The organism is Amycolatopsis sp. (assembly GCF_036008905.1).
Lineage (GTDB): Bacteria > Actinomycetota > Actinomycetes > Mycobacteriales > Pseudonocardiaceae > Amycolatopsis.
In genome coordinates this window covers 66,386-90,565 of record NZ_DASYMU010000007.1, presented here as the reverse complement: position 1 = coordinate 90,565, position 24,180 = coordinate 66,386, and the positions used below count along the sequence as shown (strand labels likewise).

Below are 24,180 nucleotides of genomic sequence, written 5' to 3'. Positions count from 1 at the left end.
TGCACATACGCGTACATGGATTGCACTCGGGATGAGTGCAGTCTGTGCGCGGGTGAGTGCAGGTTGGGGACGCCCGAGTGCAGGTTGGGGACGGGGCTAGATGAGGTCTAGGGGGTCTAGCTGGATTCGGATGGGTTCGGGTTCTTTGCGCATGTCGCGGCGGGCGCTGGCGGCGTGGATGGCGGAGGCGAGGGCTTTGCCTTCGCCGCGCACGACTCGGACCAGGGCGCGTTCGCGGTCGGAGCGGCCGTCTTCGTCGACCTCGCCTAATTGAACCGGGCCCAGGACTTCACCGGAGTCGGGGAGGGCGAGGTCGTTCAGGACGGCGGCGACGGCTTCGGGGGTGCCTTCGATGCTCGCCATCCGCATCGCGGGCGGGAAGCCGAGTTCGTTGCGCTCGGCCAGTTCCGTCGCGGCGTGCCAGCCCGGGTCCCAGCGCACCAGCGCCTGGACCACGCTCAGCCCGGCCTCGGCGCCGACGATCACCCGGCCACCGGCGCCTGCCGGGCGGACCATCGCGGCGGCCGTCATCCACCGGCGCAGGGTCTCCTCCCCCGCTCGCAGGTCCTGGCGACCCAGCAACGCCCAGCCGTCGAGCAGCAGCGCGGCGCCGTAGCCGCCGACAGCCACCGGCTCGGCGCCGGGAGTGCACACCACGAGCGCGGGTTTCCCCGGCACGGAAGCGAGTACTTCGGTCGCGCCCGAGGTCCGCACCGGCACGCCGGGGAACGCGCGGCCCAGCTCCTCGGCGGTCCGCTTCGCCCCGACGATGACCGCGCGCAGCCGCACGGAACCGCAGGCGGCACAACGGAAGTTCGTGTCCGGCACACCACACCAGCGGCAGCCGGGCGGCCGTGGGACACCTTCGTCCGTGCCGCCCGCCAGCGCCAGCGGACCGGCACAGCGTCGGCAATGCGCCGGAGTCCGGCAGTTCCCGCAGGCCAGACCGGGCACGTACCCGCGGCGCGGGACTTGGACCAGCACCGGAGCCCCGTTCGCCAGCGACTGGCGCGCGGCTTCGAACGCGACCGACGGCAGGCGCGCGGCCTTGGCGGCTTCATCACGGGCGACGTCGAAGTCCTCGCCGACCGGCGTCACGCGCGGGGCGGACGCGCGCAGCTCAGCACGTTCACCGACGATCGGACGCGCCCAGCCGGACTCGATCAGGAGCTGCGCTTCGGCCGTCCGCGCGAAACCGCCCGCGAGCAGCGTGCCCTTGTCGGCGTGCGCGCGCAGCATCAGGACGTCGCGGACGTGCGGGTACGGCGCGTGGGGGTCGAGGTGCAGGTCGTCGCCGTCGTCCCAGACGACGAACAGGCCGGGGTCGGCGACGGGCGCGAACATCGCGGCCCGCGTGCCCACCACCACCTGCACCGCGCCCCGCACCACGGCCAGCCAGCGCCGGTAGCGCTCCGCCGGGCCGAGACCGGCGATCAGCGAGACCACGGCCTCGGCACCCATGAGCTCGACACAGGCTTCGTGCAAGCGGGTCAGGTCGCGATGATCCGGCACGACGAGCACCGCGCCGCGGCCCGTCGCGGCGACAGCGGCGGCGGCTTCGGCCAGCCGTCGAGGCCAGTCCTCACCAGGGAGTGCCTGCCAGACGGCGTTCGCGGGCCGTTCCGCGGCCAAGGCCTCCAGGAAGGCCGGGCCGTTCTGGTAGCGCACCCAGGCGGAGGTGTCCGGCGCGGGCGGTGCCGCGGCGACGTCCCGCGGCGGTTCGCTTTCCGCCTTGCCGTGACGCGGCGGGATCGCCAGCCGGAGCACATCGACGAGCGTGCCGCCATACCGATCGGCGACCGCCCGGCAGAGCGTGGCCAACGCCGGGGTGAGCACCGGCTCGCTGGAAGTCACGCGCTCGATGAACGCGAGTTTGCCCTGGTGCTCGGTGGTGTTCGCACGCTCCAGGATGTAGCCGTCGACCAGCTGCCCGGCGAAGCGCACGCGGATCCGGCAGCCGACCACGGCGGCCTCGTCGAGGTTCTCCGGGATCCGGTAGTCGAAGGTGCGGTCGAGATGGGTGAGCGGGATGTCGACCACGACCCTGGCGACGGAGTTCTCCGCGGCGGCCTGCTGCTGTCCCCTGCGTTCGGCCGCCGCGGATTTCGCCTTCTTGATCTTGGCCTTCACCTGCGAGCCCGGCACCTTCGAACCCGGCACCTGAGAACGCCGGGGCTCGCTCTGGACGCGCACCGGCTCGGGCATGTCCCACAGGGGTGTCGTTTCCGGGCGGCTCACACCGTGATCTCTACCAGACGGCCACGACACCCCATCCAGATGCCTACGCCCCCGAAACGGACTTCAAGGCGTCCGCGCGGTCGGTGCTCTCCCACGGCAGGTTGAGCTCCGGACGGCCGAAGTGACCGTAGGCCGCGGTGGGCGCGTAGATCGGGCGCAGCAGGTCCAGGTCGCGGATGATCGCGGCGGGACGCAGGTCGAACACCTCACGGATGGCCGACTGGATCTTGCTCGGGTCGACGGTCTCGGTGCCGAAGGTCTCGACGAACAGCCCGACCGGGGCGGCCTTGCCGATCGCGTAGGCGACCTGCACCTCGACGCGCGAAGCCAGGCCGGCGGCGACGACGTTCTTGGCGACCCAGCGCATCGCGTACGCGGCGGAACGGTCGACCTTGGACGGGTCCTTGCCGGAGAACGCGCCGCCACCGTGGCGGGCCATGCCGCCGTAGGTGTCGACGATGATCTTGCGGCCGGTCAGCCCGGCGTCACCCATCGGGCCACCGATGACGAAGCGACCGGTCGGGTTCACCAGCAGGCGCATGTCGGCCGAGTCGAGGCCGACCTTTTCGAGCTCCGGCAGGACCACGTGCTCGCGGACGTCGACACCGAGCATCTTCTCGAGGTCGATACCGTCGGCGTGCTGGGTGGACAGGACCACGGTGTCGAGACGGATCGGCTGGTCACCGGCGTACTCGATGGTGACCTGGGTCTTGCCGTCCGGGCGCAGGTACGGCAGCACGCCGTCCTTGCGGACCTTGGTGAGGCGCTGCGAAAGGCGGTGCGCCAGCGCGATCGGGAGCGGCATCAGCTCGGGGGTGTCCGAGCAGGCGTAGCCGAACATGAGGCCCTGGTCGCCCGCGCCCTGACGGTTGATCTCGTCGTCGTCCAGGTCGACGCGCGACTCGTACGCCGTGTCGACGCCCTGCGCGATGTCGGCGGACTGCGAGCCGATGGACACGTTCACGCCGCACGAGTTGCCGTCGAAGCCCTTGGCCGACGAGTCGTACCCGATCCGCAGGATGACGTCCCGCACGATCGTCGGGATGTCGGCGTACGCCTCGGTGGTGACCTCGCCGGCGACGTGCACCTGGCCGGTCGTGATCATCGTTTCCACCGCCACGCGGCTGCGCGGGTCCTTGCTCAGCAGTCCGTCGAGGATCGAGTCGCTGATGGCGTCGCAGATCTTGTCAGGATGGCCCTCGGTCACCGACTCCGAAGTGAATAGCCTGCTGTTCGACGTAGGCACGGCGACGTCACATCCCTCAAGTAGTTAGGTAAGACTTAGTTGTACTCGACAGCGTACTGAGTTACCCCTCGTAAGCTGCTCATCGCGTGCTCAAATCCACAACAGCGTCCCAAACGGCGGCCGCGAGTTGCACCTTCGCACCCAATGGGATAGCGCGTTCGGAACCGTCCGCGCCGAGCAGCCAGCCGCTGTTGTCCTCGACTTCGAACGCCTTGCCGTCCCCGACGGCGTTGACGACGAGCAGATCGCTGCCCTTGCGCCTGAGTTTCGCCCTCGCGTGGTCGAGGACCGAGCCGTGCTCGTCCCCGGTCTCGGCGGCGAACCCGACGATCAGCTGCCCCGGGGCCCGGTTCGCGACCAGCTCGGCCAGGATGTCGGCGTTGCGGTCCAGCGTGATCGTGGGATCGGGCTGGTCGTCGGATTTCTTGATCTTGTGTGTGGCCAGGTTCGCGGGCCGGAAGTCGGCGACCGCGGCGGCCATGACCACGACGTCGGCCGGTTTCGCGGCCGTGTGCACGGCCTGACGCAGCTGCTCGGCGGTGGAAACCCGCTCGATGGTCACTCCTGCCGGATCCGGCATCGCGACGGTGTGCGCGGCGATCAGCGTCACCTCGGCGCCACGCTGGGCGGCGACCCTGGCGAGCGCGTAGCCCTGTTTGCCGGAAGACCGGTTGCCCAGGTAGCGGACGGGGTCCAGCGGCTCACGCGTGCCACCGGCGGACACGACGACCCGTTTGCCCACGAGATCCCGCGGAAGCGCGTCCGGCCTGGCCAGCAGCAGGCGGGCGAGGTCGACGATCTCTTCCGGATCGGCGAGCCGGCCCTTGCCGGTGTCCTTGCCCGTCAGCCGTCCGGCCGCGGGCTCGGTGACCACGGAGCCGCGCGAACGCAGCAGCTCGACGTTGTGCCTGGTGGCGGGATGTTCCCACATCTCGGTGTGCATCGCCGGGAAGAACGCGACCGGGCACCTCGCGGTGAGCAGGGTGTTGGTCAGCAGGTCGTCGGCGATGCCGTGCGCGGCCTTGGCGAGCAGGTTCGCCGTGGCCGGCACGATCAGCACCAGGTCGGCTTCCTTGCCGATCCGGACGTGCTGCACCTCGGGCACTTCGGTGAACACCCCGGTGTGGACGGGGTGGCCGGACAGCGCCTCGAAGGTCGCCGCGCCCACGAAATTGAGCGCGGCTTCGGTGGGGACCACACGGACGTCATGACCGGATTCGGTCAGTCCGCGCAGCACCTCACACGCTTTGTAGGCGGCGATACCGCCACCTACACCGAGTACGACTCGGGACTTACTCACCCTCGGTGTGCTCGAGCAGACCGGCGTGGATCTCGCGCAGGGCGATGGACAGCGGCTTCTCGCGCGGGCCCGGCTCGACGAGCGGGCCGACGTACTCGAGCAGGCCTTCGCCCAGCTGCGCGTAGTAGTCGTTGATCTGACGCGCCCGCTTGGCCGCGTAGATGGCCAGCGCGTACTTGGAGCTGACCTTCTCGAGCAGGTCGTCGATCGGCGGGTTGGTGATGCCTTCTAGTTCCTCGCCGTAGGCACCTAGCGTCGAAGTCACTCGCACAGCTCCTGAATCATGCTCGTTGCCGGTGCTCTCCCGAAGGCGAACAGCGCTGGGTGCAGCGCCCGATCAAAAAGAGTCACCGAATGTTGAAGTCTTCACCGACGACCAAGTCTAGCAACTCCTCGGCGGCGGCCCTCACCTCGGCATTGACCACCCGGACGTCGAACTCCCCGGCGGCGGCGAGTTCACGCTCCGCTTCGGCCAGCCTGGCCGCCACCGCGTCCTTGTGCTCGGTGCCGCGCCCGGTGAGCCTGCCGACCAGTTCTTCCCAGGACGGCGGCATCAACATCACCAGCCGGGCCTCGGGCATCGCGGCCCGGACCTGCCTGGCGCCCTGCAGCTCGATCTCCAGGATGGCCGGTTTGCCCGACCGCAGCGCGTCCTCGACCGGCTCCCGGGGCGTGCCGTAGCAGTTCCCGGTGAACTCGGCGTGCTCGAGGAGTTCACCGTTGGCGACCATCTTGTCGAAGGTGTCGCGATCGATGAAGTGGTAGTGCTGCCCATCGACCTCGCCCGGCCGCGGCTTCCTCGTCGTCACCGAGACGCTGAAGTAGATGTCCGGCCGCATACGCCGCATTTCGCCGACGACGCTCGACTTGCCCACACCTGACGGCCCCGATACGACAGTGAGCCGGTTCCGGAGGGATTCCCCCGGAACCGGCTCACCAACGCGGTCTACGCCCGTCGACCCGGAGGTCGATTTCGGGCCGTCATGACCGAAGCCGGTCACTCGCCGCTGAACTCGGCGAGCAGCGCCTTGCGCTGCCTGTCGCCGAGGCCGCGAAGCCTGCGGCTGGGGGCGATCTCCAGTTTTTCCATCGTCTGCTGGGCGCGAACCTTGCCGACGCCGGGAAGTGCTTCGAGCAGAGCCGAGACCTTCATCTTGCCGAGTACTTCATTGTCTTCGGCCTGCTTCAGCACGTCGACCAGAGTTGTACCGCCCCGCTTCAGCCGCTCCTTCAATTCAGCGCGGATGCGGCGAGCGGCAGCGGCCTTCTCCAGCGCCGCGGCGCGCTGTTCGTCGGTCAGCTGGGGAAGTGCCACGTTTTCCTCCGGTAGTCCTTCAAATCTGGGTGGGTGACGAGACGGTACCCACCTGCGACCATCCCCCACAATGCGGGGGGTGGCCGAACCGTGTCGATCGAAGGGCCTGCTATTAGCCGTTTTCCTGGGGATCGTTCACTGACACCAGTGACATCTGAGTCCGCTTCACGGCCGCTCGCAACGCATCCACGCCGGGTCCGTGCTTGAGGATGTCGCGTGAGGACGCCGGCAGAACTCCGTTCGGCCCGGGTCCGAACAGCTTGCGCAGATCGGCCGCCGTCGCGCCCTGGGCACCGAAGCCGGGCGCCAGAACGGGGCCGTTCAGTGCCCCCAGATCGAGCTCTCCGGCCGCGATCGTGGCTCCGACCACAACTCCCACACTGCCGTACGGTTCGGCGCCAGCGTTGACCTCAGCGGCCGCGTCGACGATTCCCTGCGCGACGGTCTTTCCGTTGCCCAGTACGGCGTTCTGCAGACTCTGGGCTTCCGGGTTGGACGTCCGCGCGAGCACGAAAAGGCCCTTGCCGCCCGCGCTCGCCGTCTCCAGTGCGGGGGCCAATGAGCCGAATCCGAGATACGGCGAAACGGTGATGGCGTCGGCTTCCAGTTCCGCACCTGCGGCCAGGTACGCCGCGGTGTAGGCCGCCATCGTGGAGCCGATGTCGCCGCGTTTGACGTCCAGCAGCACCAGTGCGCCCGCCTCCTTGGCGAGACGTACCACGCGCTCCAGGACGGCCACCCCGGCCGCGCCGAAAGCCTCGAAAAAGGCCGACTGGGGCTTGACGACCGAAACCTCGCCCGCGATGGCCTCGGTGGCCGTGAGGGCGAACTTTTCCAGTCCGCGGGCATCCACGGGCAGGTTCCACGCCTTGAGCAGCCCCGGGTGGGGGTCGATCCCGGCGCAGAGCGGCCCGCGGGCCGCGACCGCGCCGGCCAGCCTCTTTCCGAAAGTTTCGGTCACTTCGCCGCCCCCAACCCGATCTTTTGCCTGGCTTCTTTCACGGCTTCGTCTTCGCCTTGAGCGCCGCCTGGAGCTCCTGGAGGGACTTGACGCCGATGTCCCCGCGGATGAGCGCCTCGATGCCGTGGACCGCCGCGCCGGCCCCCTGGATCGTGGTGATGCAGGGGATGTCGCGGGAAACCGCGGCGGTGCGGATTTCGTAGCCGTCGATGCGCGGGCCGCTGTTGCCGTACGGCGTGTTGATGACCATGTCGACTTCGCCCGCGAGGATGAGCTCCACGATGTTCGGCTCATGAGGACTGCCCGCTGTGTTGGATTCGGAATACTTGCGCACTACCGAGCAGGGAATCCCGTTACGCCGCAGCACTTCCGCCGTCCCGGACGTCGCGAGAATCTCGAAACCGAGATCCGCGAGCCGTTTCACCGGGAACGCCAGCGAGCGCTTGTCGCGGTTGGCGACCGAGACGAACACCTTGCCGGAGACCGGCAGGGATCCGTAGGCCGCGGCCTGGGATTTGGCGAACGCCTTCCCGAAGGAGGTGTCCACGCCCATGACTTCACCGGTCGACTTCATCTCCGGGCTGAGTAAGGAATCGACGCCGTGACCCTCCGGGGTGCGGAACCGGTGGAACGGCAGGACCGCTTCCTTGACGGCCACCGGCGAGTCCGCCGGCATCTGGCCGCCGTCGCCCTCGGCCGGGAGCACACCGGAAGTCCGCAGCGCCTTGATGGTCGAGCCGGTCATGATGAGCGCGGCCGCCTTCGCGAGCGGCACCGCCGTCGCCTTGGAGACGAACGGGACCGTCCGCGACGCCCGCGGGTTGGCCTCCAGGACGTACAGGACGTCGTCCTTGAGCGCGTACTGGACGTTGAGGAGCCCCCGGACGCCCACACCGCGCGCGATCGCCTCGGTGGAGCGGCGGACCGCGTCGAGGTCGGTCCGGCCGAGCGTGATCGGCGGCAGCGCGCACGCCGAGTCGCCGGAGTGGATCCCGGCCTCCTCGATGTGTTCCATCACACCGCCGAGGTAGAGCTCTTCGCCGTCGAACAGCGCGTCGACGTCGATCTCGATGGCGTCGTCGAGGAACCTGTCGACCAGCACCGGGTGCTCCGGGGAGACCTCGGTGGCGCGGTCGATGTAGCCGGCGAGGGTGGCCTCGTCGTAGACGATCTCCATGCCGCGCCCGCCGAGCACGTACGAAGGCCGCACGAGCACCGGGTAGCCGATCTCGTCGGCGATCCGCTTGGCGCCCTCGAAGGAGGTCGCGGTGCCGTACTTCGGCGCCGGGAGGCCGGCCTGGGTGAGGACCTCACCGAAGGCGCCGCGATCCTCGGCGAGGTTGATCGCGTCCGGCGAAGTGCCGACGACGGGGACACCGGCGTCGGCGAGGCGCTTCGCCAGGCTCAGCGGCGTCTGGCCACCGAGCTGGACGATGACGCCGGCGACCGTGCCGGAGACCTGCTCGGCGTGCACCACCTCGAGAACGTCCTCAAAGGACAGTGGCTCGAAGTAGAGCCGGTCCGAAGTGTCGTAGTCGGTGGAGACGGTTTCGGGGTTGCAGTTGACCATGACGGCCTCGAAACCGGCTTCCCGCAAGGCGATCGCGGCGTGGACGCACGAGTAGTCGAACTCGATGCCCTGCCCGATGCGGTTGGGCCCGGAGCCGAGGATCAGCACCTTCGGCTTGTCCGGCTGCGCGGCGACCTCGGACTGCGCTTCGGGATCGGTCTCGTAGGCCGAGTAGTGGTACGGCGTGTTCGCCGCGAACTCGGCGGCACAGGTGTCGACGGTCTTGAACACCGGTCGCACCCCGAGCCGGTGACGCAGCAGGCGGACACCGTCCTCGCCGGCCAGTTCCGGCCGCAGCGCGGCGATCTGCCGGTCCGACAGGCCGGTGCGTTTGGCGCGGCGCAGGAGCCCGCCGTCGAGCACCGGGGCGTCGCGCACCTCGGCGCCGACCTCGCCGATCAGCGCGATCTGGTCGATGAACCAAGGGTCTATACCACTGGCTTCGTGCACCTGGTCGATCGTCGCACCGAGCCGGAGTGCGCGCTCCACAACGTAAAGCCGGCCGTCGTGCGGGCGGCGCAGCGCGTCCAAAGTGGACTCGAGAGTGACGCCATCGGGGTCCGGCACGGTCCAGAAGCCGGTCGCCTTGGTGTCGATCGACCGCATCGCCTTGCCGAGTGCCTCGGGGAAACTGCGACCGAAGGACATCGCCTCGCCGACGCTCTTCATCGTCGTGGTCAACGTCGGGTCCGCACCAGGGAACTTCTCGAAGGCGAACCGCGGCACCTTGACGACCACGTAGTCGAGCGTCGGCTCGAACGCGGCAGGGGTGGCGCCGGTGATGTCGTTGGTGATCTCGTCGAGCGTGTAGCCGATGGCGAGCTTCGCGGCGATCTTGGCGATCGGGAAGCCGGTCGCCTTCGACGCCAGCGCGCTCGAGCGCGAAACCCGGGGGTTCATCTCGATGACGACCATGCGGCCGTCGCGCGGGTTGATCGCGAACTGGATGTTGCAGCCACCGGTGTCGACGCCGACCGCGCGCAGCACGTCGATGCCGACGTCACGCATGACCTGGAACTCGCGGTCGGTCAGCGTCATCGCCGGGGCGACGGTGACCGAGTCGCCGGTGTGCACGCCCATCGCGTCGATGTTCTCGATCGAGCAGATGACCACGACGTTGTCATGCTTGTCGCGCATCAGCTCGAGCTCGTACTCCTTCCAGCCGAGCACGCTCTCCTCGATGAGCACCTCGGTGACCGGGCTCTCGGTGAGGCCGACCGACGCGAGCCGCTCGAGCTCCTCGGGGGTGTGCGCCATGCCGGACCCGAGCCCGCCCATGGTGAACGACGGGCGGATGACCACGGGGAGCCCGAGGTCGGCGACGGTCGCGCGGACCTCTTCCATCGTGTTGCACACCGCGCTGCGGGGCGTCTGCGCGCCGATGTCGGCCACGATGTTCTTGAACTTCTGGCGGTCTTCCCCGCGCTGGATGGCCTCGATGTCGGCGCCGATCAGCTCGACGTTGTACTTCTCGAGGACTCCGCGCTCGTGCAGCGCGACAGCGCAGTTGAGGGCCGTCTGGCCGCCGAGGGTCGCGAGGATGGCGTCGGGACGCTCCACCGCGATGACCTTCTCGACGAAGTCCGGGGTCACCGGCTCGATGTAGGTCGCGTCGGCGAACTCCGGGTCGGTCATGATCGTGGCCGGGTTCGAGTTCACCAGGCTGACCCGCAGGCCCTCCTCGCGGAGCACGCGGCAGGCCTGCGTGCCCGAGTAGTCGAACTCCGCGGCCTGACCGATGACGATCGGGCCGGAGCCGATGACGAGCACGTGCTGGATGTCTGTGCGTTTAGGCATTACTTGGCCTTCTCCATCAAGCTCGTGAACTCGTCGAACAGCGGGGCCGCGTCGTGCGGGCCGGCGGCCGCTTCGGGGTGGTACTGCACCGAGAACGCCGGGACGTCCGAGCAGCGGACGCCTTCCACGGTGTCGTCGTTCGGGCAGTAGTGGCTGATCTGGGCGGCGCCGAAGGGCGACTCGAAACGCTGGCCCGGCTCGCCTTCGAGGGCGAACCCGTGGTTCTGCGAGGTGATCGCCACCCGCTTGGTCGCCACGTCGATGACCGGGATGTTGATACCGCGGTGGCCGTAGCGCATCTTGTAGGTGCTCAGGCCCAGCGCGCGGCCGAGGATCTGGTTGCCGAAGCAGATGCCGAACAGCGGGATCTCCCGCTGCAGCACGGCTTTCGTCAGCTCGGTGGCGTGGTCGGCGGTGGCGGGGTCGCCGGGGCCGTTGGAGAGGAACACGCCGTCCGGCGCGATCTCCAGTAGCTCGTCGATGGTGCTGGACAAGGGAAGCACGTGCACCTCGATGCCGCGCCTGCTCATCATCCGGGGTGTGTTCGACTTGATGCCGAGGTCGAGTGCGGCCACCCGGAACCGGGTCTCACCCTCGGCCTTGACGACGTACGGCTTGGCGGTGGTGACCTGACCGGCGAGGTCGGCGCCCTTCATCTGCGGGCTCGCGCGGACCTCCTCGAGCATCGAATCGTCGGCACGCAGTGCGTCACCGGAGAAGACCCCGGCGCGCATCGCACCCTGCTCGCGCAGGTGGCGGGTCAGCATGCGGGTGTCCACTTCGGAGATCCCGACGATGCCCTGCTCGACCAGTTCGTCGTCGAGGGTGCGGACCGAGCGCCAGTTCGACGGCGTGCGGGCCGGGTCGCGGACGACGTAGCCCGAGACCCAGATGCGCTCGGACTCGTCGTCCTCGTCGTTCCAGCCGGTGTTGCCGATCTGAGGGGCGGTCTGGACCACGATCTGGCGGTGGTACGACGGGTCGGTCAGGGTCTCCTGGTAGCCGGTCATGCCGGTGCAGAAAACCGCCTCGCCGAACGAAGTCCCCTGCGCGCCGTACGCGGCGCCGCGGAAGACCCGGCCGTCCTCGAGTACCAGCGCCGCCGGTGTCCGTTTGCCTGAATCAACCGTGCCTGTGCTCACTGGGCACCTCCCTTGATCTCGCTGGTGTGATTTTTACCGTTAGGGATCATGGCTTCGAGCGCCTCGATCCACTGTGGATAGACGTCGACGTCGCCCCGGAATCCGGTGTCCAGCAAGGTTTCCCCGGCCTTCCAGGTGACCACGAGCAGTCCTTCGACGCCGAGGACCTTGCCCGCGATGTGGTTGTCGCGGCGCACCGCGCTCAGCGACTCCGCGGGGATCCAGAAGCCCGGCGCGCCGGCGCGGTCGACCTCGATACCGCCTCGGTAGAGCCGCAGGGTGGCCGCCGAACGCAGCCCGGCGCCGCGGGTGACGATGCGGTTCTGCCACTCCCCCGCGATGGTCGTGCTCACGTAGAGGCCGGTGGTCTCCGGCAGCACCGGCTCGCCCGGAGCTTCGGGGACCTCGGGGAAGGGCGGGACCAGGACGCTCTGCGAGCGGGCCTTTCGGAGCCAGCCTCGTCGCATGCCCCAGACACAGAGCGCGAAGAAGACGACGATAGCCAGGGTGAGTAAGAGCCGGTCCATTATTCGATTTTCCCTTCCCGGGACGTGATGCGCCCGCGCAAAAGCGTGGCGCTCACCACGCCGGGCAGCCGCATTCCCTCGTACGGGGTATTCGCGGCGATGCTGGCGAGCTCGCGGCCCCGCACGGTCCACTCCGCATCGGGGTCCACCAGCGTCAAGTTCGCCGGCTCCCCTTCGAGCAGCGGGCGGCCGTGGTCGGACAGGCCACCGATTTCGGCCGGCCGTTCGCTCATGACCCTCGCCACACCGCGCCAGTCGAGCAGACCGGTGCGGACCATGGTCTCGACCACGATGGACAGCGCGGTCTGCAGGCCGAGCATGCCCGGCCGGGCCGCCGACCACTCGCAGTCCTTGTCCTGCACGGCGTGCGGCGCGTGGTCGGTGGCGACGCAGTCGATGACGCCGTCCGCGAGCGCCTGGCGGAGGCGTTCGGTGTCGTCCCGGGTGCGCAGCGGCGGGTTGACCTTGTTGATGGGGTCGTAGGTGGTGAGCCGCTCGTCGGTCAGCAGCAGGTGGTGCGGGGTGACCTCGGCCGAGACCTTCGTCCCGCGGTCCTTCGCCCAGCGCAGGACGTCGGTGGTGCCCGCGGTGGAGACGTGGCAGATGTGCAGGCGGGCCTTGGCGTGCAGGGCGAGCAGGCAGTCGCGGGCCACAATGGACTCCTCCGCCGACGCCGGCCAGCCGGGGTAACCCAGCCGTGCCGACTGCTCGCCCTCGTGGGCCTGCGCGCCGACGGTGAGCCGCGGCTCCTCGGCGTGCTGCGCGATGACGACGTCGAGCGCGGTCGAGTACTCCAGCGCCCGCCGCATCAGCAGCGGGTCCGCGACGCAGACGCCGTCGTCGGAGAACACCCGGACGTTCGCGGCGGACTTGGCCATCGTGCCCAGCTCGGCGAGCTTCTCGCCCTTGAGCCCGACGGTGACCGCGCCGACCGGGTGCACGTCGACGAGCCCGACCTCGCGGCCGCGTCGCCACACGTGATCGACTACCACCGAGTTGTCGGCGACCGGATCGGTGTTGGCCATCGCGAAAACGGCCGTGTACCCGCCGAGCGCGGCCGCGGCGGACCCGCTCGCGATGGTCTCGGTGTCCTCACGGCCCGGCTCGCGCAGATGCGTGTGCAGATCGACGAAGCCAGGCAGAAGCACCTGCCCCCGCGCTTCGAGCTCCACGGCGTCCTCGGGCGTCTCACCGGGGCCGATCCGGGCGATGACGCCGTCGGAGACCAGCACATCCACCGGATCGCCTTCGCCGTACAACCGGGCGCCCTTGATCAGGACCTGGTCACTCACGCGGCGTCTCCTTCTCCGGCAAGCAGGTGGTACAGCACGGCCATCCGGACGTGTACCCCGTTGCGAACCTGTTCGGTGATGGCCGAAGCCGGCGAGTCGGCGACCGCCGAGGCGATCTCCATCCCGCGCAGCATCGGTCCGGGGTGGAGCACCACGGCGTGCTCGGGCAGCAGTTTCAAGCGGGCCTCGCTGAGGCCGTAGCCGATCGAGTACTCGCGCGCCGACGGGAAGAACCCACCGGTCATCCGCTCGGCCTGCACCCGCAGCATCATCACCGCGTCGAGCGCGGGCAACTCGGCGTCGAGTTCGTGCGAGACGGTCACCGGCAGGGCTTCGACCCCGGCGGGCAGCAGCGTCGGCGGCGCGACCAGCACGACCTCGGCACCGAGGGCGGCCAGCAGATGGATGTTCGACCGCGCGACCCGGCTGTGCAGGACGTCACCGACGATCCCGATCCGGCGCCCCGCCAGCGAACCGAGCCGCTCCCGCAGCGTCGCCGCGTCGAGCAGTGCCTGCGTCGGATGCTCGTGGGTCCCGTCACCGGCGTTGATCACGACCGTGCCGGCGTCGGCCAGCCAGCCCGAAAGCCGTTGGGCCGCACCGGAAGCGGGATGGCGCACGATCACGCAGTCGGCGCCGGCCGCGGCGAGGGTGAGCGCGGTGTCCCGAAGCGACTCCCCTTTGTTCACCGAGGAACTCGACGCCGAAACGTTGATCACGTCGGCACTCATCCACTTGCCGGCGATCTCGAACGAGACCCTGGTGCGGGTGGAGTTTTCGTAGAACAGCGTGACCACCGTGCGGCCCCGCAGCGTCGGCAGCTTGCGGACCTCCCGGCCCAGCAACGTGTGCTTGAGCTCGTCGGCGGTGTCGAGCACGGCTGTCGCGAACGCCGGGTCCAGCCCGTCGGTGGCGAGCAGGTGTTTCACTGAGGTGGCTCCATTCGAAGGAGAACCGCATCGGTTCCGTCCACTTCGGACAGCAGGACGGCGACCTCTTCGGCGCGCGACGTCGGCACGTTCTTGCCCACGTAGTCCGCGCGGATGGGGAGTTCGCGATGCCCGCGGTCGACCAGGACGGCCAGCTGGACCGCCTTCGGCCTGCCGTGGTCCCGCAGCGCGTCGAGCGCGGCGCGGATCGTGCGGCCCGAGAAGAGGACGTCGTCGACGAGGATGACGATGCGATCGTCTATCCCGGAGGGCGGCAGCTGGGTCTCTTCCAGCGCGCGGGTCGGCCTTCGGCGAAGGTCGTCGCGGTAAAGGGTGACGTCGAGGGCGCCGGTGGGCGGTCTCACACCGGAGAACTCGGCGATGCGCCCGGCGAGCCGGACGGCCAGCGGCGTGCCCCTGGTGGGTATGCCCAGTAACACGGGTGGGGCAGCCGAGCCCGCACCGAGTGCGGTCTTTTCGATGACCTGATGGGCCATTCGAGCTATGGTGCGCGCGACATCCCCGGCGGAGAGCAGTTCACGCTCGCCGGCCGGCTCCGTCGCGCCACGTGGACGTGGCGGCAACGTGGACCTCCTTCCCCGCCTCTCTGGACGGGTCCTTAAAGGACGTCGATTCCCTGCTTAGCGAGGAAATCGCACCGAGAGTAGCAGGACAACCCGCTCGCCCTTACGGGTGGTGTGGGGCGATTCGCACGGCCGTCCCACAATGATCTGCTTGACCTGGTGACGACAACGCGTAACCATTACTCTGAGTATTCGACTCAGGAGACCCCTGACCGTCACATGAAGCCGGTCGGGGCGAGGAAACGGAGAACCACCACATGGGCGATTACGCCAAGGCGCTCGGGGCCAAGCTTCGGGGGATCCGCCAGCAGCAGGGACTGTCCCTGCACGGGGTCGAACAGAAGTCCGGCGGCCGTTGGAAGGCCGTCGTGGTCGGCTCCTACGAGCGTGGCGATCGCGCCGTAACCGTCCAGAAGCTGGCCGAACTGGCCGACTTCTACGGCGTACCCGTGGTCGAGCTGCTCCCGGAAGGCCGGGTCCCATCAGGAGCCGAGCCCGCCACCAAGATCGTGATCAACCTCGAACGGCTGCAGCAGCTGCCCGCCGAAAAGGTCGGACCGCTCGCGCGGTACGCCGCGACGATCCAGAGCCAGCGCGGGGACTACAACGGCAAGGTGCTGTCGATCCGCACGGAGGACCTCCGGTCCCTCGCGATCATCTACGACATGACCCCCGGGGAGCTCACCGAGCAGCTCATCGACTGGGGCGTACTGCCCCCGGAGGCGCGGCCTTCAAAAGAGGACTAGAGGCGGAGCAGCCCCGCGGGTTTGAACGCGGGGCTGCACAGGACCCTTTAAAGAGCGGCTTTAACCTCTTGAGCTGGGATTACAGGACCGCTCGGAGTCGTTCGGCGATGGAGCCGATGCGGCCGAGGACGCCATTGACGAACCGCGGGGAGTCGTCGGTGGACAGTTCCTTGGCGATGCCGACGGCCTCGTCGATCGCGACCGGGTCGGGCACGTCGGTGGCCCAGAGCAGCTCCCACACGCCGACGCGGAGCACCGCGAGGTCCACCGGCGGCATACGGTCGATCGTCCAGCCCTGCGCGTGCTCGGACAACAGCTCGTCGATGCTTTCGCGGCGGGCTGTCACCCCTTCGACCAGCGTGATCGTGTAGTCCGCGATCGGGTCGACCTCGACCGAGCCCACGCGGTCCGCGAGCAGCGTCACCGCGTCGGCACCCCGCTGCGCGGCTTCGTAGACGATCTCCACGGCACGCTTGCGCGCCTGGCTACGGCTGATCGGCCCGCCCCGCTGGGGTTTGCCCGACGGCTGCGGCTTGCTGGTCTTGTCTGAAGAAGGCACCAGGTACTCAGTTCGAAACGCGGCCGAGGTACCGGCCATCGCGTGTGTCGACCTTGACTTTTTCACCGGTGGTCAGGAACAGCGGCACCTGGATCTCCGCGCCGGTCTCGAGCGTCGCCGGCTTCGTGCCACCGGTCGAGCGGTCGCCCTGCAGGCCGGGGTCGGTGTGCTGCACGATCAGCTCCACCGAGGTCGGGAGCTCGATGTAGAGCGGAGTGCTCTCGTGGATCGCGACCTGGACCTCGGTGTTTTCCAGCAGGTAGTTGGCGTTGTCGCCCACTGTCGCCTTCGGCACGGTGATCTGGTCGTAGGTGTCGGCGTCCATGAAGACGAAGTCGTCGACGTCCTTGTAGAGGTACGTCATGTTGCGACGGTCCACGGTCGCGGTGTCGACCTTGGTGCCGGCGTTGAAGGTCTTGTCGACCACCTTGCCGCTCAGCACGTGCTTGAGGGTGGTGCGGACGAACGCGCCGCCCTTGCCCGGCTTCACGTGCTGGAAGGCGATGACGTTCCAGAGCTGGCCGTCGAGGTTGAGGACCAGGCCGTTCTTGAGGTCGTTGGTGGTGGCCACGAGTGCTGGATCTCCTGTAGTTCAGTTCGTCGGTGCGGCCGGGTTCTAGACGACCACGAGTTCTTTGGTGCTCAGGGTGAGGAGCTCGGGAAAACCGTCCCGCACGACGAGCGTGTCCTCGATGCGCACGCCACCACGACCCGCGAGGTAGACGCCGGGTTCGACGGTGACCGCCATACCGGCGGATAGTGTACCGACGCCGGTCGCGGCGAGACTCGGTGCCTCGTGCACCTCGAGGCCGACGCCGTGCCCGAGGCCGTGGGCGAACTCCGGGCCGTGCCCCGCGGCGACGATCACCTCGCGGGCGGCTTTGTCCACATCAGCGACGTCGACCCCCGGCAGCACGGCCTCGCAGCCCGCCGCCTGGGCGCGCTGGACCAGGTCGTAGATCTCCTGCTGCCAGGCCGCGGGCTTGCCGAGCACGACCATGCGGGTCATATCCGAGTGGTAGCCGTCGGCGGTGGCGCCGAAGTCCATTTTCACGAGGTCGCCGGCGGCGAGGACGGCCGAGGTCGGCCGGTGGTGCGGGATGGCCGAGTTGGCGCCCGCTGCCACGATCGAGTCGAAGGATCGCCCGGTCGAGCCATGTTCGAGCATCCTGTTCTCGAGATCCCTGGCGACCTCGAGCTCGGTGCGGCCGGGACGCAGGCCCCCGTGCTCGATGAGGTCCGCCAGCGCCCGGTCCGCGGCCGCGCAGGCCTGCCGGAGCGCGTCGATCTCCTGCTCGTCCTTGGTCAGCCGGAGGTCCTCCACCAGCCCGGGCGCGCGGCGCAGCTCGACGCCGCCGAACTGGGTCTTCAGCGCGTCGAACTGGTCGACACTGACGTGCTGGCTCTCGAAACCGGAGAGGCGATACCGGCCCGCATCGGCACTCGCGCGGGCGGCGAGCGCCTGCGCGCTGGACCGGTCGAGGATGCGCTCGAGGTCGGGGACCTCGGCCGCCGACTGGGTGGTGTACCGGCCGTCCGTGCAGAACACGGTGTGCTCCTCGCCGCCGGTGTGGACCAGCAGCGCCGCGTTCGAGCCGGTGAACCCGGTCAGGTAGCGGATGTTGAGCAGATCGGTGACGAGCAGGGCTTCGAGCTCGGCCTCCTGTAGGAGGGCCCGTAGGGCGGCTCGGCGGCGAGAGTGGGTTTCAGGCACGACCACCACCCTAGTGACCCCGACGGGATAACGTGCTGGCATGCGCACCTGGCTGATCCGCGGACTCATCATGGCCGTGCTGCACGCGGCCGCCTTCACCACCGTCGCCAAGGTCGAGGTCTACCAGCCGACCGGCGCGACGGTGATCCAAGCCGTCGCGATCGCGGTGCTGGTCGGCGCGGCCGCGCTGTGGAGCGCGCTCGACGGCTGGCTGCGGCGCGAGGACAGCGGCCGCACCTGGTTCATCGCCGCGCTGGTGGCCGGGCCGGTCTCCGGCGTCCTGTACGTCATCGCGCGCGCGATCTTCGTGGACCAGACGAGCATGAACGAGCTCTGGCCGGCGCTGACCGGCGGCGCCGCCTTCACCGCGCTGCTGGTGCTGATCCCGGCCGGGCTGGGGCTGCTCGTCGGCGGCAGGCTCGAATCGCCTCGCAAGGCCGCGCTCACCGACGACGAAGACGAAGAGGCCGAACCCGCTCAGCGACCGAGCAGGAAGCCCATCGGGTAGGCGTCCCACTGCTGGGGGCTGATCTCGGTGACCGGCGAATCGTTCGCCGCCGCCACCTCCGGGCGCCGCAGCGGCCACAGTTTGCCGTCGGCCAGCACGAACCCGACCCCGCGTCCCGCCGCGCTGACCGCCTTCGCGCCCGTCTGCAGCCGTGTGGTGACCGGCACCGTGTTCAGCGAGGGCACCCGCTGGTCGAGCACCTGCCCGGCCAGTTGCGCGGCCACCGAACGCCGGTCGACACGCAGGACACGGCGGCCCGCGACGAGGTCGACGGTACGGGCCGGGGACGGCATCGCGGCGCCGTCCAGCACGCTGAGCAGGCGATCCGGGGTGGGGCACGCGACGACGGCCCGCACGTCGACGCCGAAGTGCCGGAGTTCCGTGGGCGCGGCGGCACCGCCGATGGCGGTCGCGCGGACGACGTCGAGCGGCACCCGGCCGCACGGATCGGCCGCGGAGAGCGGGGTGTGGCCGTCAGGGCGCCGCACCAGGCCCGGGCCCTCGCGCCACGGCCCGGGGATCAGCACCGGCCGGTACGGGCTGGCGGTGAACTCCTGGTTCCAGAAGGTGACAGTGGTGCCGTCGGTGGTCTCGTGGGCGATGGCGAACGCCTGCAGCGCCTCGATCCACGTCAGGTCCACGCTGAAGGCGTCGACCAGCGATCTGGTCCGAGTGGTCGACGCGGTCGGGACGGCGGTGAAGCCCTGGTCGCTGAGCGCTTCGACGCCACCGGCGAACACCGGGTCCTTCGACCGGAGCAGGAACTGGCCGGCGCCGTTCACACCCGCGGCGCGGCCGGTCGTGTCGGTGAACATGAGGTAGAACCAGCCGTCGAGGTAGACGACCGTGGGCTGGCCGGCGCCGTAGACGTTGTCCCGGTGGACGTCGTGCGAGGGGTCGACGATGGGCCGTCCGCCGTTCGCCCGGGTCCAGGTGATGCCGTCGGGGCTCGTCGCGACGCCGATCGAGTTGCCGAGCGCGTGGTCCCCGGCCGCGCCGGTGTAGTACAGGTAGTAGGTCTCGCCGACCCGGAGCACCGAGGGATCACAGGTGTGGACGCCGTCGAAGTTCCCGGGGTTGCCGGAGAAGACCGCCGCGGGGATCCCACCGCCCGGACCGGTGAACGGGCCGTCCGCAGTCGGCGCTTCGGCGTAGAGGATGTCGTCGCCGGGCGGGCCCGAGCCGCCGTATTGGCTGCACCACCACATCCGGGTCCGGCCGCCGTCGGCCATCACCGTCGGGCCGTAGTTGTACACGGCGTCCGCCCCGCCCGCGGCGACGACGCCCGGGCTGCCCCGGCCGGCGTCCGTGGCCAACGGGACGTTGATGGCTTGGGGAGGCGCTTTCGGCTTGGCTCCGCCGATCCCGCCGCCGCGTCCGCCGGCCGCGTCGGCCATCGGCTGGGAGCCTCCATCGCTACAGCCAGCGAGCATCGCGACGCAGACAAGGGTGGCCAGGAAGCCTCGAGCGGCTCGCCGGAACCCCGGAGGCAACGTGCGCATGATCGCCGAGTGTAGCGAGCGATTAACCCTCTCGGGTTAACGCGTTCACGTTAGTGACCGACTGGCAGGTCGCCCTGTGGCTCGGCCACGAGTTCGATCTCGAACCCGTCGGCGTTTTCCAGATACGCGGCGTAGTGCTTTTCGCCCCCGGCGAAGGGATAACGATCGGCGAACATCGGCCGCCAGCCGTGCTTCAGCGCTTCGGCAGCCAATTCGTCGACGTGCTCACGGGTGTCGACGTGCAACGCGAGATGGTTCAGCCCCGGGCGCATCCGGTCGTGGGGCTCACCCAGTACCGCGGGCGACTGCTCGACGACCAGGTAGCCCGTCCCCAGCTTCCAGCTGACGCCGGCCGACCAGCGCTGGAACTCGTGCCAGCCGAGCGCGCCGAGGAGCCAGCCGAAGCTTTCCTCGGCGCGGGCGAGATCCGGGACCCACAGTTCGATGTGGTGCGGCTTGCCGTGCGCGCCCGGCAGCACGACCTGCACGCGATGTTCGGCTCCATAGTGGACTCCGTTGCCCACATCCAGGAAACCCAAGCGCTGGGCCAGGTTCAGACTGGCCACATTGGACTCGTGGATCAACGCCCATATGGCGGGAAGGGCCATTGTGGACAGTCCGTGATCGAGTACCGCGGTAACGGCTTCGGTCGCGAGTCCCTGGCCACCGTGCGCCCGGTCGAGGGAGTAGCCGATCTCGGCGAGCCCGCCGGGCAGCTGCGTCGACGGGCGGAGATGCGCCAGGCCCACGAGCTTGCCGTCGAGCTCGATCACCCACTGCCCCAGTCCCTCGGCGCTGTCGTCGGCGAGCTTCCTGTCGACGAGGGCCTTGGCTTGGACGGGATCGGCCAGGTCGGCGGCGAAGAACCGGCTCATCCACGGGTCGGCGAACATCCTGATGACGGCGTCGGTGTCGGTGGGCGCGATTTCCCGCAGCACCAGCCTTTCCGTGCGCAGTACCGGGACGCTCATTCCGCGTTGTCCGCCAGCCAGCGCAGCGCGAGACGGTAGCCGTCCACCCCGAGCCCGACGATCACGCCCGTCGCGATGTCGGAGAGCAGGCTCGTGTGCCGGAACTCCTCGCGCTTGTGGACGTTCGAGATGTGCACCTCGATCAGCGGCGCCTTCAGCTGGGAGGCGGCGTCGCGGACCGCGACCGAATAATGCGTCCAGGCGGCGGCGTTCAGCACGACCGGGGTTCCGTCGTCGGCGGCCTGGTGCAGCCAGCCGACGAGCTCACCCTCGTGATCGGTCTGGCGCACCTCGACCTCAAGCCCCAGTTCCGCACCGGTCTTGACGCACGACGCCACCAGGTCGTCGTAGGTGGTGGCGCCGTAGATGCCCGGTTCACGCTTGCCGAGCCGGCCGAGGTTCGGGCCGTTGAGCACCAGTGCCTTCACAGGAAGATCCCTCCCCCGCTCGTCGGCTCGTCCTTGGCGACGGCCGAGTACGCGGCGGCCAGCAGTGCCGGGTCCGGGCCTTCCAGCCTGCCCGGCCGGGCCAGCCCGTCGAGCACGACGAATCGCAGGATGCCGGAGCGGGTTTTCTTGTCGCCGCGCATGCTCTCCAGCAGCTGCGGCAGCGCGTCCGCGTCGTACTTCGTCGGCAGGCCCAGGAGTTCGAGGACCGCGACATGCCTCGCGGCCGTCGCGTCGTCCAGCCGCCCGGCGAGCCTGGCCAGCTCGGCGGCGAACACGAGGCCGACGCTGACAGCCGCGCCGTGACGCCACTTGTACCGCTCGCGACGCTCGATCGCGTGCGCGAGGGTGTGCCCGTAGTTCAGGATCTCGCGCAGATCCGACTCGCGCAGGTCCGCGGCGACGACGTCGGCCTTCACCTGGATCGACCGCCGGACCAGTTCGCCGAGCACCTCGCCCTGGGTGTCGAGCGCGGCGGCCGGGTCCTGCTCGATCAGCTCCAGGATGCGCGGGTCGGCGATGAACCCGGTCTTGACGACCTCGGCCATCCCGGCGACGAGTTCGTTGGGGGGCAGGGTTTCCAGCGTCGCCAGGTCGACCAGTACCGCGGCCGGTTCGTGGAACACGCCGACCAGGTTCTTGCCTGCCTCGGTGTTGATCCCGGTCTTGCCGCCGACGGCCGCGTCGACCATGCCGAGCAGTGTCGTCGGCACGTTGACCAGGCGCACGCCCCGCATCCAGGTGGCCGCGACGAAGCCCGCGAGGTCCGTCACCGCGCCGCCGCCGAGCCCGACGACCACACCCTGCCGGTCGAGGCCGATCCGGCCGAGTACCTCCCAGCAGAAGCTGGCGACGGTCAGCGCCTTGCCGTCCTCGGCGTCCGGGATCTCCACGCGGTGCGCGTCGAGCCCGGCCGCGACCAGTTCGTCACGGATCGCCTCGGCCGTGGTCGTCAGTGTCGACGGGTGGATCAACGCCACCTTCGACGCGCCGGCCAGCACCTCGGTGAGCTCACCGAGCAGCCCGCGACCGATCACCACCTCGTACGGGGTGCCGGTTTTCACCTGGATGCGGACCGGGTCGGTCATGACTCTCCTGGGTTCTCTTGGGCCAGCAGCCGCACGATTTCGGCGACCACCTCTTCCGGGGTCCGCTTGTCGGTGTCGACCTCCACAGTGGACACCTCGCGGTACACCGGCAGCCGGGCGTCCAGCAAGGACTTGTAGGTGGCGCGGGGGTTCACGCCGGTGAGCAGCGGCCGGGCCGTCGACAACCCGGTGCGCTGCACCCCTTCGGCCATCCCCACGTTCAGGAAGACCACCGCGGCGCCGCTCAGGCGCTCGCGGGTGGGAAGGGCGAGTACCGCGCCGCCGCCGAGCGACAGGACGCCTTCGTGCTCGGCCAGCGCCTCGGCGACGACCTGTTCTTCCTGCGCGCGGAAAGCGGGCTCGCCGTCCTCGGTGAAGATGTCGGCGATCGCTTTCCCGGCCCGGGCGACGATGTCCTCGTCGGCGTCACGGAACTCGACGCCGAGTTCCTTCGCGAGCAACTGGCCGACAGTGCTCTTGCCGGACCCGGGGGGCCCGACGATCACCGCACGCGGCGTCACCAGCGCTCCTCGAGGGCTTTCAGGTAGGCGTCGGCGTTGCGCTTGCTCTCGACGAGCGAATCCCCGCCGAACTTCTCCAGCGCGGCGTCGGCCAGGATCAGCGCGACCACGGACTCCAGCACGACCCCGGCACGCGGCACGGCGCAGACGTCGGAACGCTGGTGGATGGCCACCGCGGCCTCACCGGTCTCGGTGTCCACTGTGGCCAGTGCCTTGGGCACGGTCGAAATCGGCTTCATCGCGACACGGACGCGCACCGGCTCGCCGTTGGTGATGCCGCCCTCGAGGCCGCCCGCACGGTTGGACCGCCTTGTCACGCCGACCGGACCGGAACCGCGGTCGATCTCGTCATGGGCCTGGGTGCCCCAGCGGTGGGCCGTGGTGAAGCCGTCGCCGACCTCGACCCCCTTCATCGCCTGCACGCCCATGAGCGCACCGGCCAGCCGCGAATCCAGGCGCCTGTCCCAGTGCACATGGGAACCGAGGCCCGGCGGGAGGCCGTAGGCGATGACCTCGATCACGCCGCCGACGGTGTCCCCCGCCTTACGCACGGCGTCGACCTCGGCGACCATCACTTCGGTGCCCTTTTCGCCGAAGGCGCGGACCGGGCTCTCGTCGATCGCGGCGAGGTCCGAGGCCAGCGGCAACGGGCCTTCGGGGGCTTCGGCACCGCCGATGGACACCACGTGGCTGATGATCTCGACCCCCAGCAGCTGCCGCAGGTACGCCCGCGCCACCGTGCCCAATGCCGTGCGCGACGCCGTCTCGCGGGCGGAGGCGCGCTCCAGGACCGGGCGGGCGTCGTCGAAGCCGTACTTCTGCATGCCGGGGAGGTCGGCGTGGCCGGGCCGGGGCCGGGTCAGCTTCTCGTTGCGGGCGAGGTTCTCCAGCTCGGCCGGGTCGACCGGGTCGGCCGCCATGACCTTTTCCCACTTGGGCCACTCGGCGTTCTCGATGTGCACCGCCACCGGGCCGCCCTGGGTGAGCCCGTGGCGCACTCCGCCCAGGAACTCGATGTGGTCGGTCTCGAAGCCCATACGCGGGCTCCGGCCGAAGCCGAGACGCCGGCGCGCCAGCTGCTCGTTGACATCGGCTGTGGTGACCGAGACTCCGGCCACCATGCCTTCCAGCACAGCGGCAAGGGCAGGGCCATGGGATTCACCTGCGGTTATCCAACGCAACACCCGACAGATCCTTCCACGGTGGGATGAGCGGTCACAAACA

General features: G+C 69.5%; 24 protein-coding genes. 2 read left to right on the top strand and 22 right to left on the bottom strand.

Features of this window, described 5'->3' with window-relative positions; translation table 11 throughout:
• Nucleotides 1-96: 96 nt before the first annotated feature.
• The 13 genes from VGP60_RS01130 to pyrR form a co-directional block, all read right to left on the bottom strand.
• Entirely contained in the window at nt 97-2,205 is a 2,109-nt protein-coding gene (locus VGP60_RS01130) for a primosomal protein N' (RefSeq protein WP_327545926.1), read from the bottom strand.
• Nucleotides 2,206-2,281: 76 nt separating this feature from the next.
• Nucleotides 2,282-3,484 (bottom strand): methionine adenosyltransferase, encoded by a 1,203-nt coding sequence (gene metK / locus VGP60_RS01125; protein WP_327545908.1) that lies wholly within the window; start codon nt 3,482-3,484, stop codon nt 2,282-2,284.
• 79 nt (nt 3,485-3,563) lie between these two features.
• Nucleotides 3,564-4,784: a bifunctional phosphopantothenoylcysteine decarboxylase/phosphopantothenate--cysteine ligase CoaBC gene (gene coaBC, locus VGP60_RS01120; RefSeq protein ID WP_327545907.1), complete on the bottom strand. Its 1,221-nt coding sequence runs from the start codon at nt 4,782-4,784 to the stop codon at nt 3,564-3,566.
• Nucleotides 4,777-5,049 (bottom strand): DNA-directed RNA polymerase subunit omega, encoded by a 273-nt coding sequence (rpoZ, locus tag VGP60_RS01115; protein ID WP_327545906.1) that lies wholly within the window; start codon nt 5,047-5,049, stop codon nt 4,777-4,779. Before rpoZ ends, coaBC begins: the two co-directional genes overlap by 8 nt.
• Nucleotides 5,050-5,131: 82 nt before the next feature.
• Nucleotides 5,132-5,785: a guanylate kinase gene (gene gmk, locus VGP60_RS01110; RefSeq protein WP_327545905.1), complete on the bottom strand. Its 654-nt coding sequence runs from the start codon at nt 5,783-5,785 to the stop codon at nt 5,132-5,134.
• Nucleotides 5,782-6,099 (bottom strand): integration host factor, actinobacterial type, encoded by a 318-nt coding sequence (gene mihF / locus VGP60_RS01105; protein ID WP_327545904.1) that lies wholly within the window; start codon nt 6,097-6,099, stop codon nt 5,782-5,784. The genes gmk and mihF overlap by 4 nt, the downstream gene beginning before the upstream one ends.
• A gap of 112 nt (nt 6,100-6,211) precedes the next feature.
• A complete protein-coding gene (gene pyrF, locus VGP60_RS01100; RefSeq protein ID WP_327545903.1) occupies nt 6,212-7,060 on the bottom strand; it encodes an orotidine-5'-phosphate decarboxylase in 849 nt (282 codons plus the stop codon).
• 37 nt (nt 7,061-7,097) lie between these two features.
• Nucleotides 7,098-10,427: a carbamoyl-phosphate synthase large subunit gene (gene carB, locus VGP60_RS01095; RefSeq protein ID WP_327545902.1), complete on the bottom strand. Its 3,330-nt coding sequence runs from the start codon at nt 10,425-10,427 to the stop codon at nt 7,098-7,100.
• The gene (carA, locus tag VGP60_RS01090) at nt 10,427-11,569 is read right to left on the bottom strand and encodes a glutamine-hydrolyzing carbamoyl-phosphate synthase small subunit (RefSeq protein ID WP_327545901.1); all 1,143 of its coding nucleotides are present in this window, start codon (nt 11,567-11,569) and stop codon (nt 10,427-10,429) included. Before carA ends, carB begins: the two co-directional genes overlap by 1 nt.
• Entirely contained in the window at nt 11,566-12,096 is a 531-nt protein-coding gene (locus tag VGP60_RS01085) for a transporter (RefSeq protein WP_327545900.1), read from the bottom strand. Before VGP60_RS01085 ends, carA begins: the two co-directional genes overlap by 4 nt.
• Nucleotides 12,096-13,388: a dihydroorotase gene (locus VGP60_RS01080; RefSeq protein WP_327545899.1), complete on the bottom strand. Its 1,293-nt coding sequence runs from the start codon at nt 13,386-13,388 to the stop codon at nt 12,096-12,098. Before VGP60_RS01080 ends, VGP60_RS01085 begins: the two co-directional genes overlap by 1 nt.
• Nucleotides 13,385-14,317, bottom strand: coding sequence for an aspartate carbamoyltransferase catalytic subunit (locus VGP60_RS01075; RefSeq protein WP_327545898.1), 933 nt, complete (start codon nt 14,315-14,317; stop codon nt 13,385-13,387). Before VGP60_RS01075 ends, VGP60_RS01080 begins: the two co-directional genes overlap by 4 nt.
• Nucleotides 14,314-14,901, bottom strand: a complete 588-nt coding sequence (gene pyrR, locus VGP60_RS01070) for a bifunctional pyr operon transcriptional regulator/uracil phosphoribosyltransferase PyrR (protein WP_327545897.1) — start codon at nt 14,899-14,901, stop codon at nt 14,314-14,316. Before pyrR ends, VGP60_RS01075 begins: the two co-directional genes overlap by 4 nt.
• 257 nt (nt 14,902-15,158) lie before the next feature.
• Between pyrR and VGP60_RS01065 the strand changes: the two genes are divergently transcribed.
• Nucleotides 15,159-15,647, top strand: a complete 489-nt coding sequence (locus tag VGP60_RS01065; protein ID WP_003096372.1) for a transcriptional regulator — start codon at nt 15,159-15,161, stop codon at nt 15,645-15,647.
• A gap of 79 nt (nt 15,648-15,726) precedes the next feature.
• Here VGP60_RS01065 and nusB read toward each other — a convergent pair whose 3' ends face one another.
• Genes nusB through VGP60_RS01050 form a run of 3 tightly spaced genes read right to left on the bottom strand, consistent with a single transcriptional unit; the run spans nt 15,727 to nt 17,920 of the window.
• Nucleotides 15,727-16,206: a transcription antitermination factor NusB gene (gene nusB, locus VGP60_RS01060; protein WP_327545896.1), complete on the bottom strand. Its 480-nt coding sequence runs from the start codon at nt 16,204-16,206 to the stop codon at nt 15,727-15,729.
• 7 nt (nt 16,207-16,213) lie between these two features.
• Nucleotides 16,214-16,777 carry an elongation factor P gene (efp, locus tag VGP60_RS01055; RefSeq protein ID WP_327545895.1) on the bottom strand — a complete coding sequence of 188 codons (564 nt, stop codon included), beginning with the start codon at nt 16,775-16,777 and terminating at the stop codon, nt 16,214-16,216.
• Between the two features lie 45 nt (nt 16,778-16,822).
• Entirely contained in the window at nt 16,823-17,920 is a 1,098-nt protein-coding gene (locus VGP60_RS01050) for an aminopeptidase P family protein (protein ID WP_327545894.1), read from the bottom strand.
• A gap of 40 nt (nt 17,921-17,960) precedes the next feature.
• On the opposite strand from VGP60_RS01050, the gene VGP60_RS01045 reads away from it, so the two are divergent.
• On the top strand, nt 17,961-18,428 hold the full coding sequence (locus VGP60_RS01045; protein ID WP_327545893.1) for a B-4DMT family transporter: 468 nt from the start codon (nt 17,961-17,963) through the stop codon (nt 18,426-18,428).
• Here the strand turns inward: VGP60_RS01045 and VGP60_RS01040 are convergent.
• From VGP60_RS01040 to aroC, 6 genes are read right to left on the bottom strand one after another with little or no spacing between them, the layout of a single operon-like run.
• Nucleotides 18,398-19,930, bottom strand: coding sequence for a beta-xylosidase (locus VGP60_RS01040; RefSeq protein WP_414640263.1), 1,533 nt, complete (start codon nt 19,928-19,930; stop codon nt 18,398-18,400). The genes VGP60_RS01045 and VGP60_RS01040 overlap by 31 nt on opposite strands.
• Nucleotides 19,931-19,980: 50 nt before the next feature.
• Entirely contained in the window at nt 19,981-20,901 is a 921-nt protein-coding gene (locus VGP60_RS01035; protein ID WP_327545892.1) for a GNAT family N-acetyltransferase, read from the bottom strand.
• On the bottom strand, nt 20,898-21,329 hold the full coding sequence (gene aroQ, locus VGP60_RS01030; RefSeq protein ID WP_327545891.1) for a type II 3-dehydroquinate dehydratase: 432 nt from the start codon (nt 21,327-21,329) through the stop codon (nt 20,898-20,900). Before aroQ ends, VGP60_RS01035 begins: the two co-directional genes overlap by 4 nt.
• On the bottom strand, nt 21,326-22,435 hold the full coding sequence (gene aroB, locus VGP60_RS01025; protein WP_327545890.1) for a 3-dehydroquinate synthase: 1,110 nt from the start codon (nt 22,433-22,435) through the stop codon (nt 21,326-21,328). Before aroB ends, aroQ begins: the two co-directional genes overlap by 4 nt.
• A complete protein-coding gene (locus VGP60_RS01020) occupies nt 22,432-22,956 on the bottom strand; it encodes a shikimate kinase (RefSeq protein WP_327545889.1) in 525 nt (174 codons plus the stop codon). The genes aroB and VGP60_RS01020 overlap by 4 nt, the downstream gene beginning before the upstream one ends.
• Entirely contained in the window at nt 22,953-24,140 is a 1,188-nt protein-coding gene (gene aroC / locus VGP60_RS01015) for a chorismate synthase (protein ID WP_327545888.1), read from the bottom strand. The genes VGP60_RS01020 and aroC overlap by 4 nt, the downstream gene beginning before the upstream one ends.
• Between the last annotated feature and the right edge of the window lie 40 nt (nt 24,141-24,180).

Bases quoted from the DNA above. Each gene is read 5' to 3' on its own strand.
- VGP60_RS01130 (WP_327545926.1), bottom strand. From the start codon at position 2,205: ATGCCCGAGCCGGTGCGCGTCCAGAGCGAGCCCCGGCGTTCTCAGGTG.
- carB (WP_327545902.1), bottom strand. From the start codon at position 10,427: ATGCCTAAACGCACAGACATCCAGCACGTGCTCGTCATCGGCTCCGGC.
- VGP60_RS01085 (WP_327545900.1), bottom strand. From the start codon at position 12,096: ATGGACCGGCTCTTACTCACCCTGGCTATCGTCGTCTTCTTCGCGCTC.
- VGP60_RS01065 (WP_003096372.1), top strand. From the start codon at position 15,159: ATGGGCGATTACGCCAAGGCGCTCGGGGCCAAGCTTCGGGGGATCCGC.
- VGP60_RS01045 (WP_327545893.1), top strand. From the start codon at position 17,961: ATGCGCACCTGGCTGATCCGCGGACTCATCATGGCCGTGCTGCACGCG.
- VGP60_RS01040 (WP_414640263.1), bottom strand. From the start codon at position 19,930: ATGCGCACGTTGCCTCCGGGGTTCCGGCGAGCCGCTCGAGGCTTCCTG.
- VGP60_RS01035 (WP_327545892.1), bottom strand. From the start codon at position 20,901: ATGAGCGTCCCGGTACTGCGCACGGAAAGGCTGGTGCTGCGGGAAATC.
- aroB (WP_327545890.1), bottom strand. From the start codon at position 22,435: ATGACCGACCCGGTCCGCATCCAGGTGAAAACCGGCACCCCGTACGAG.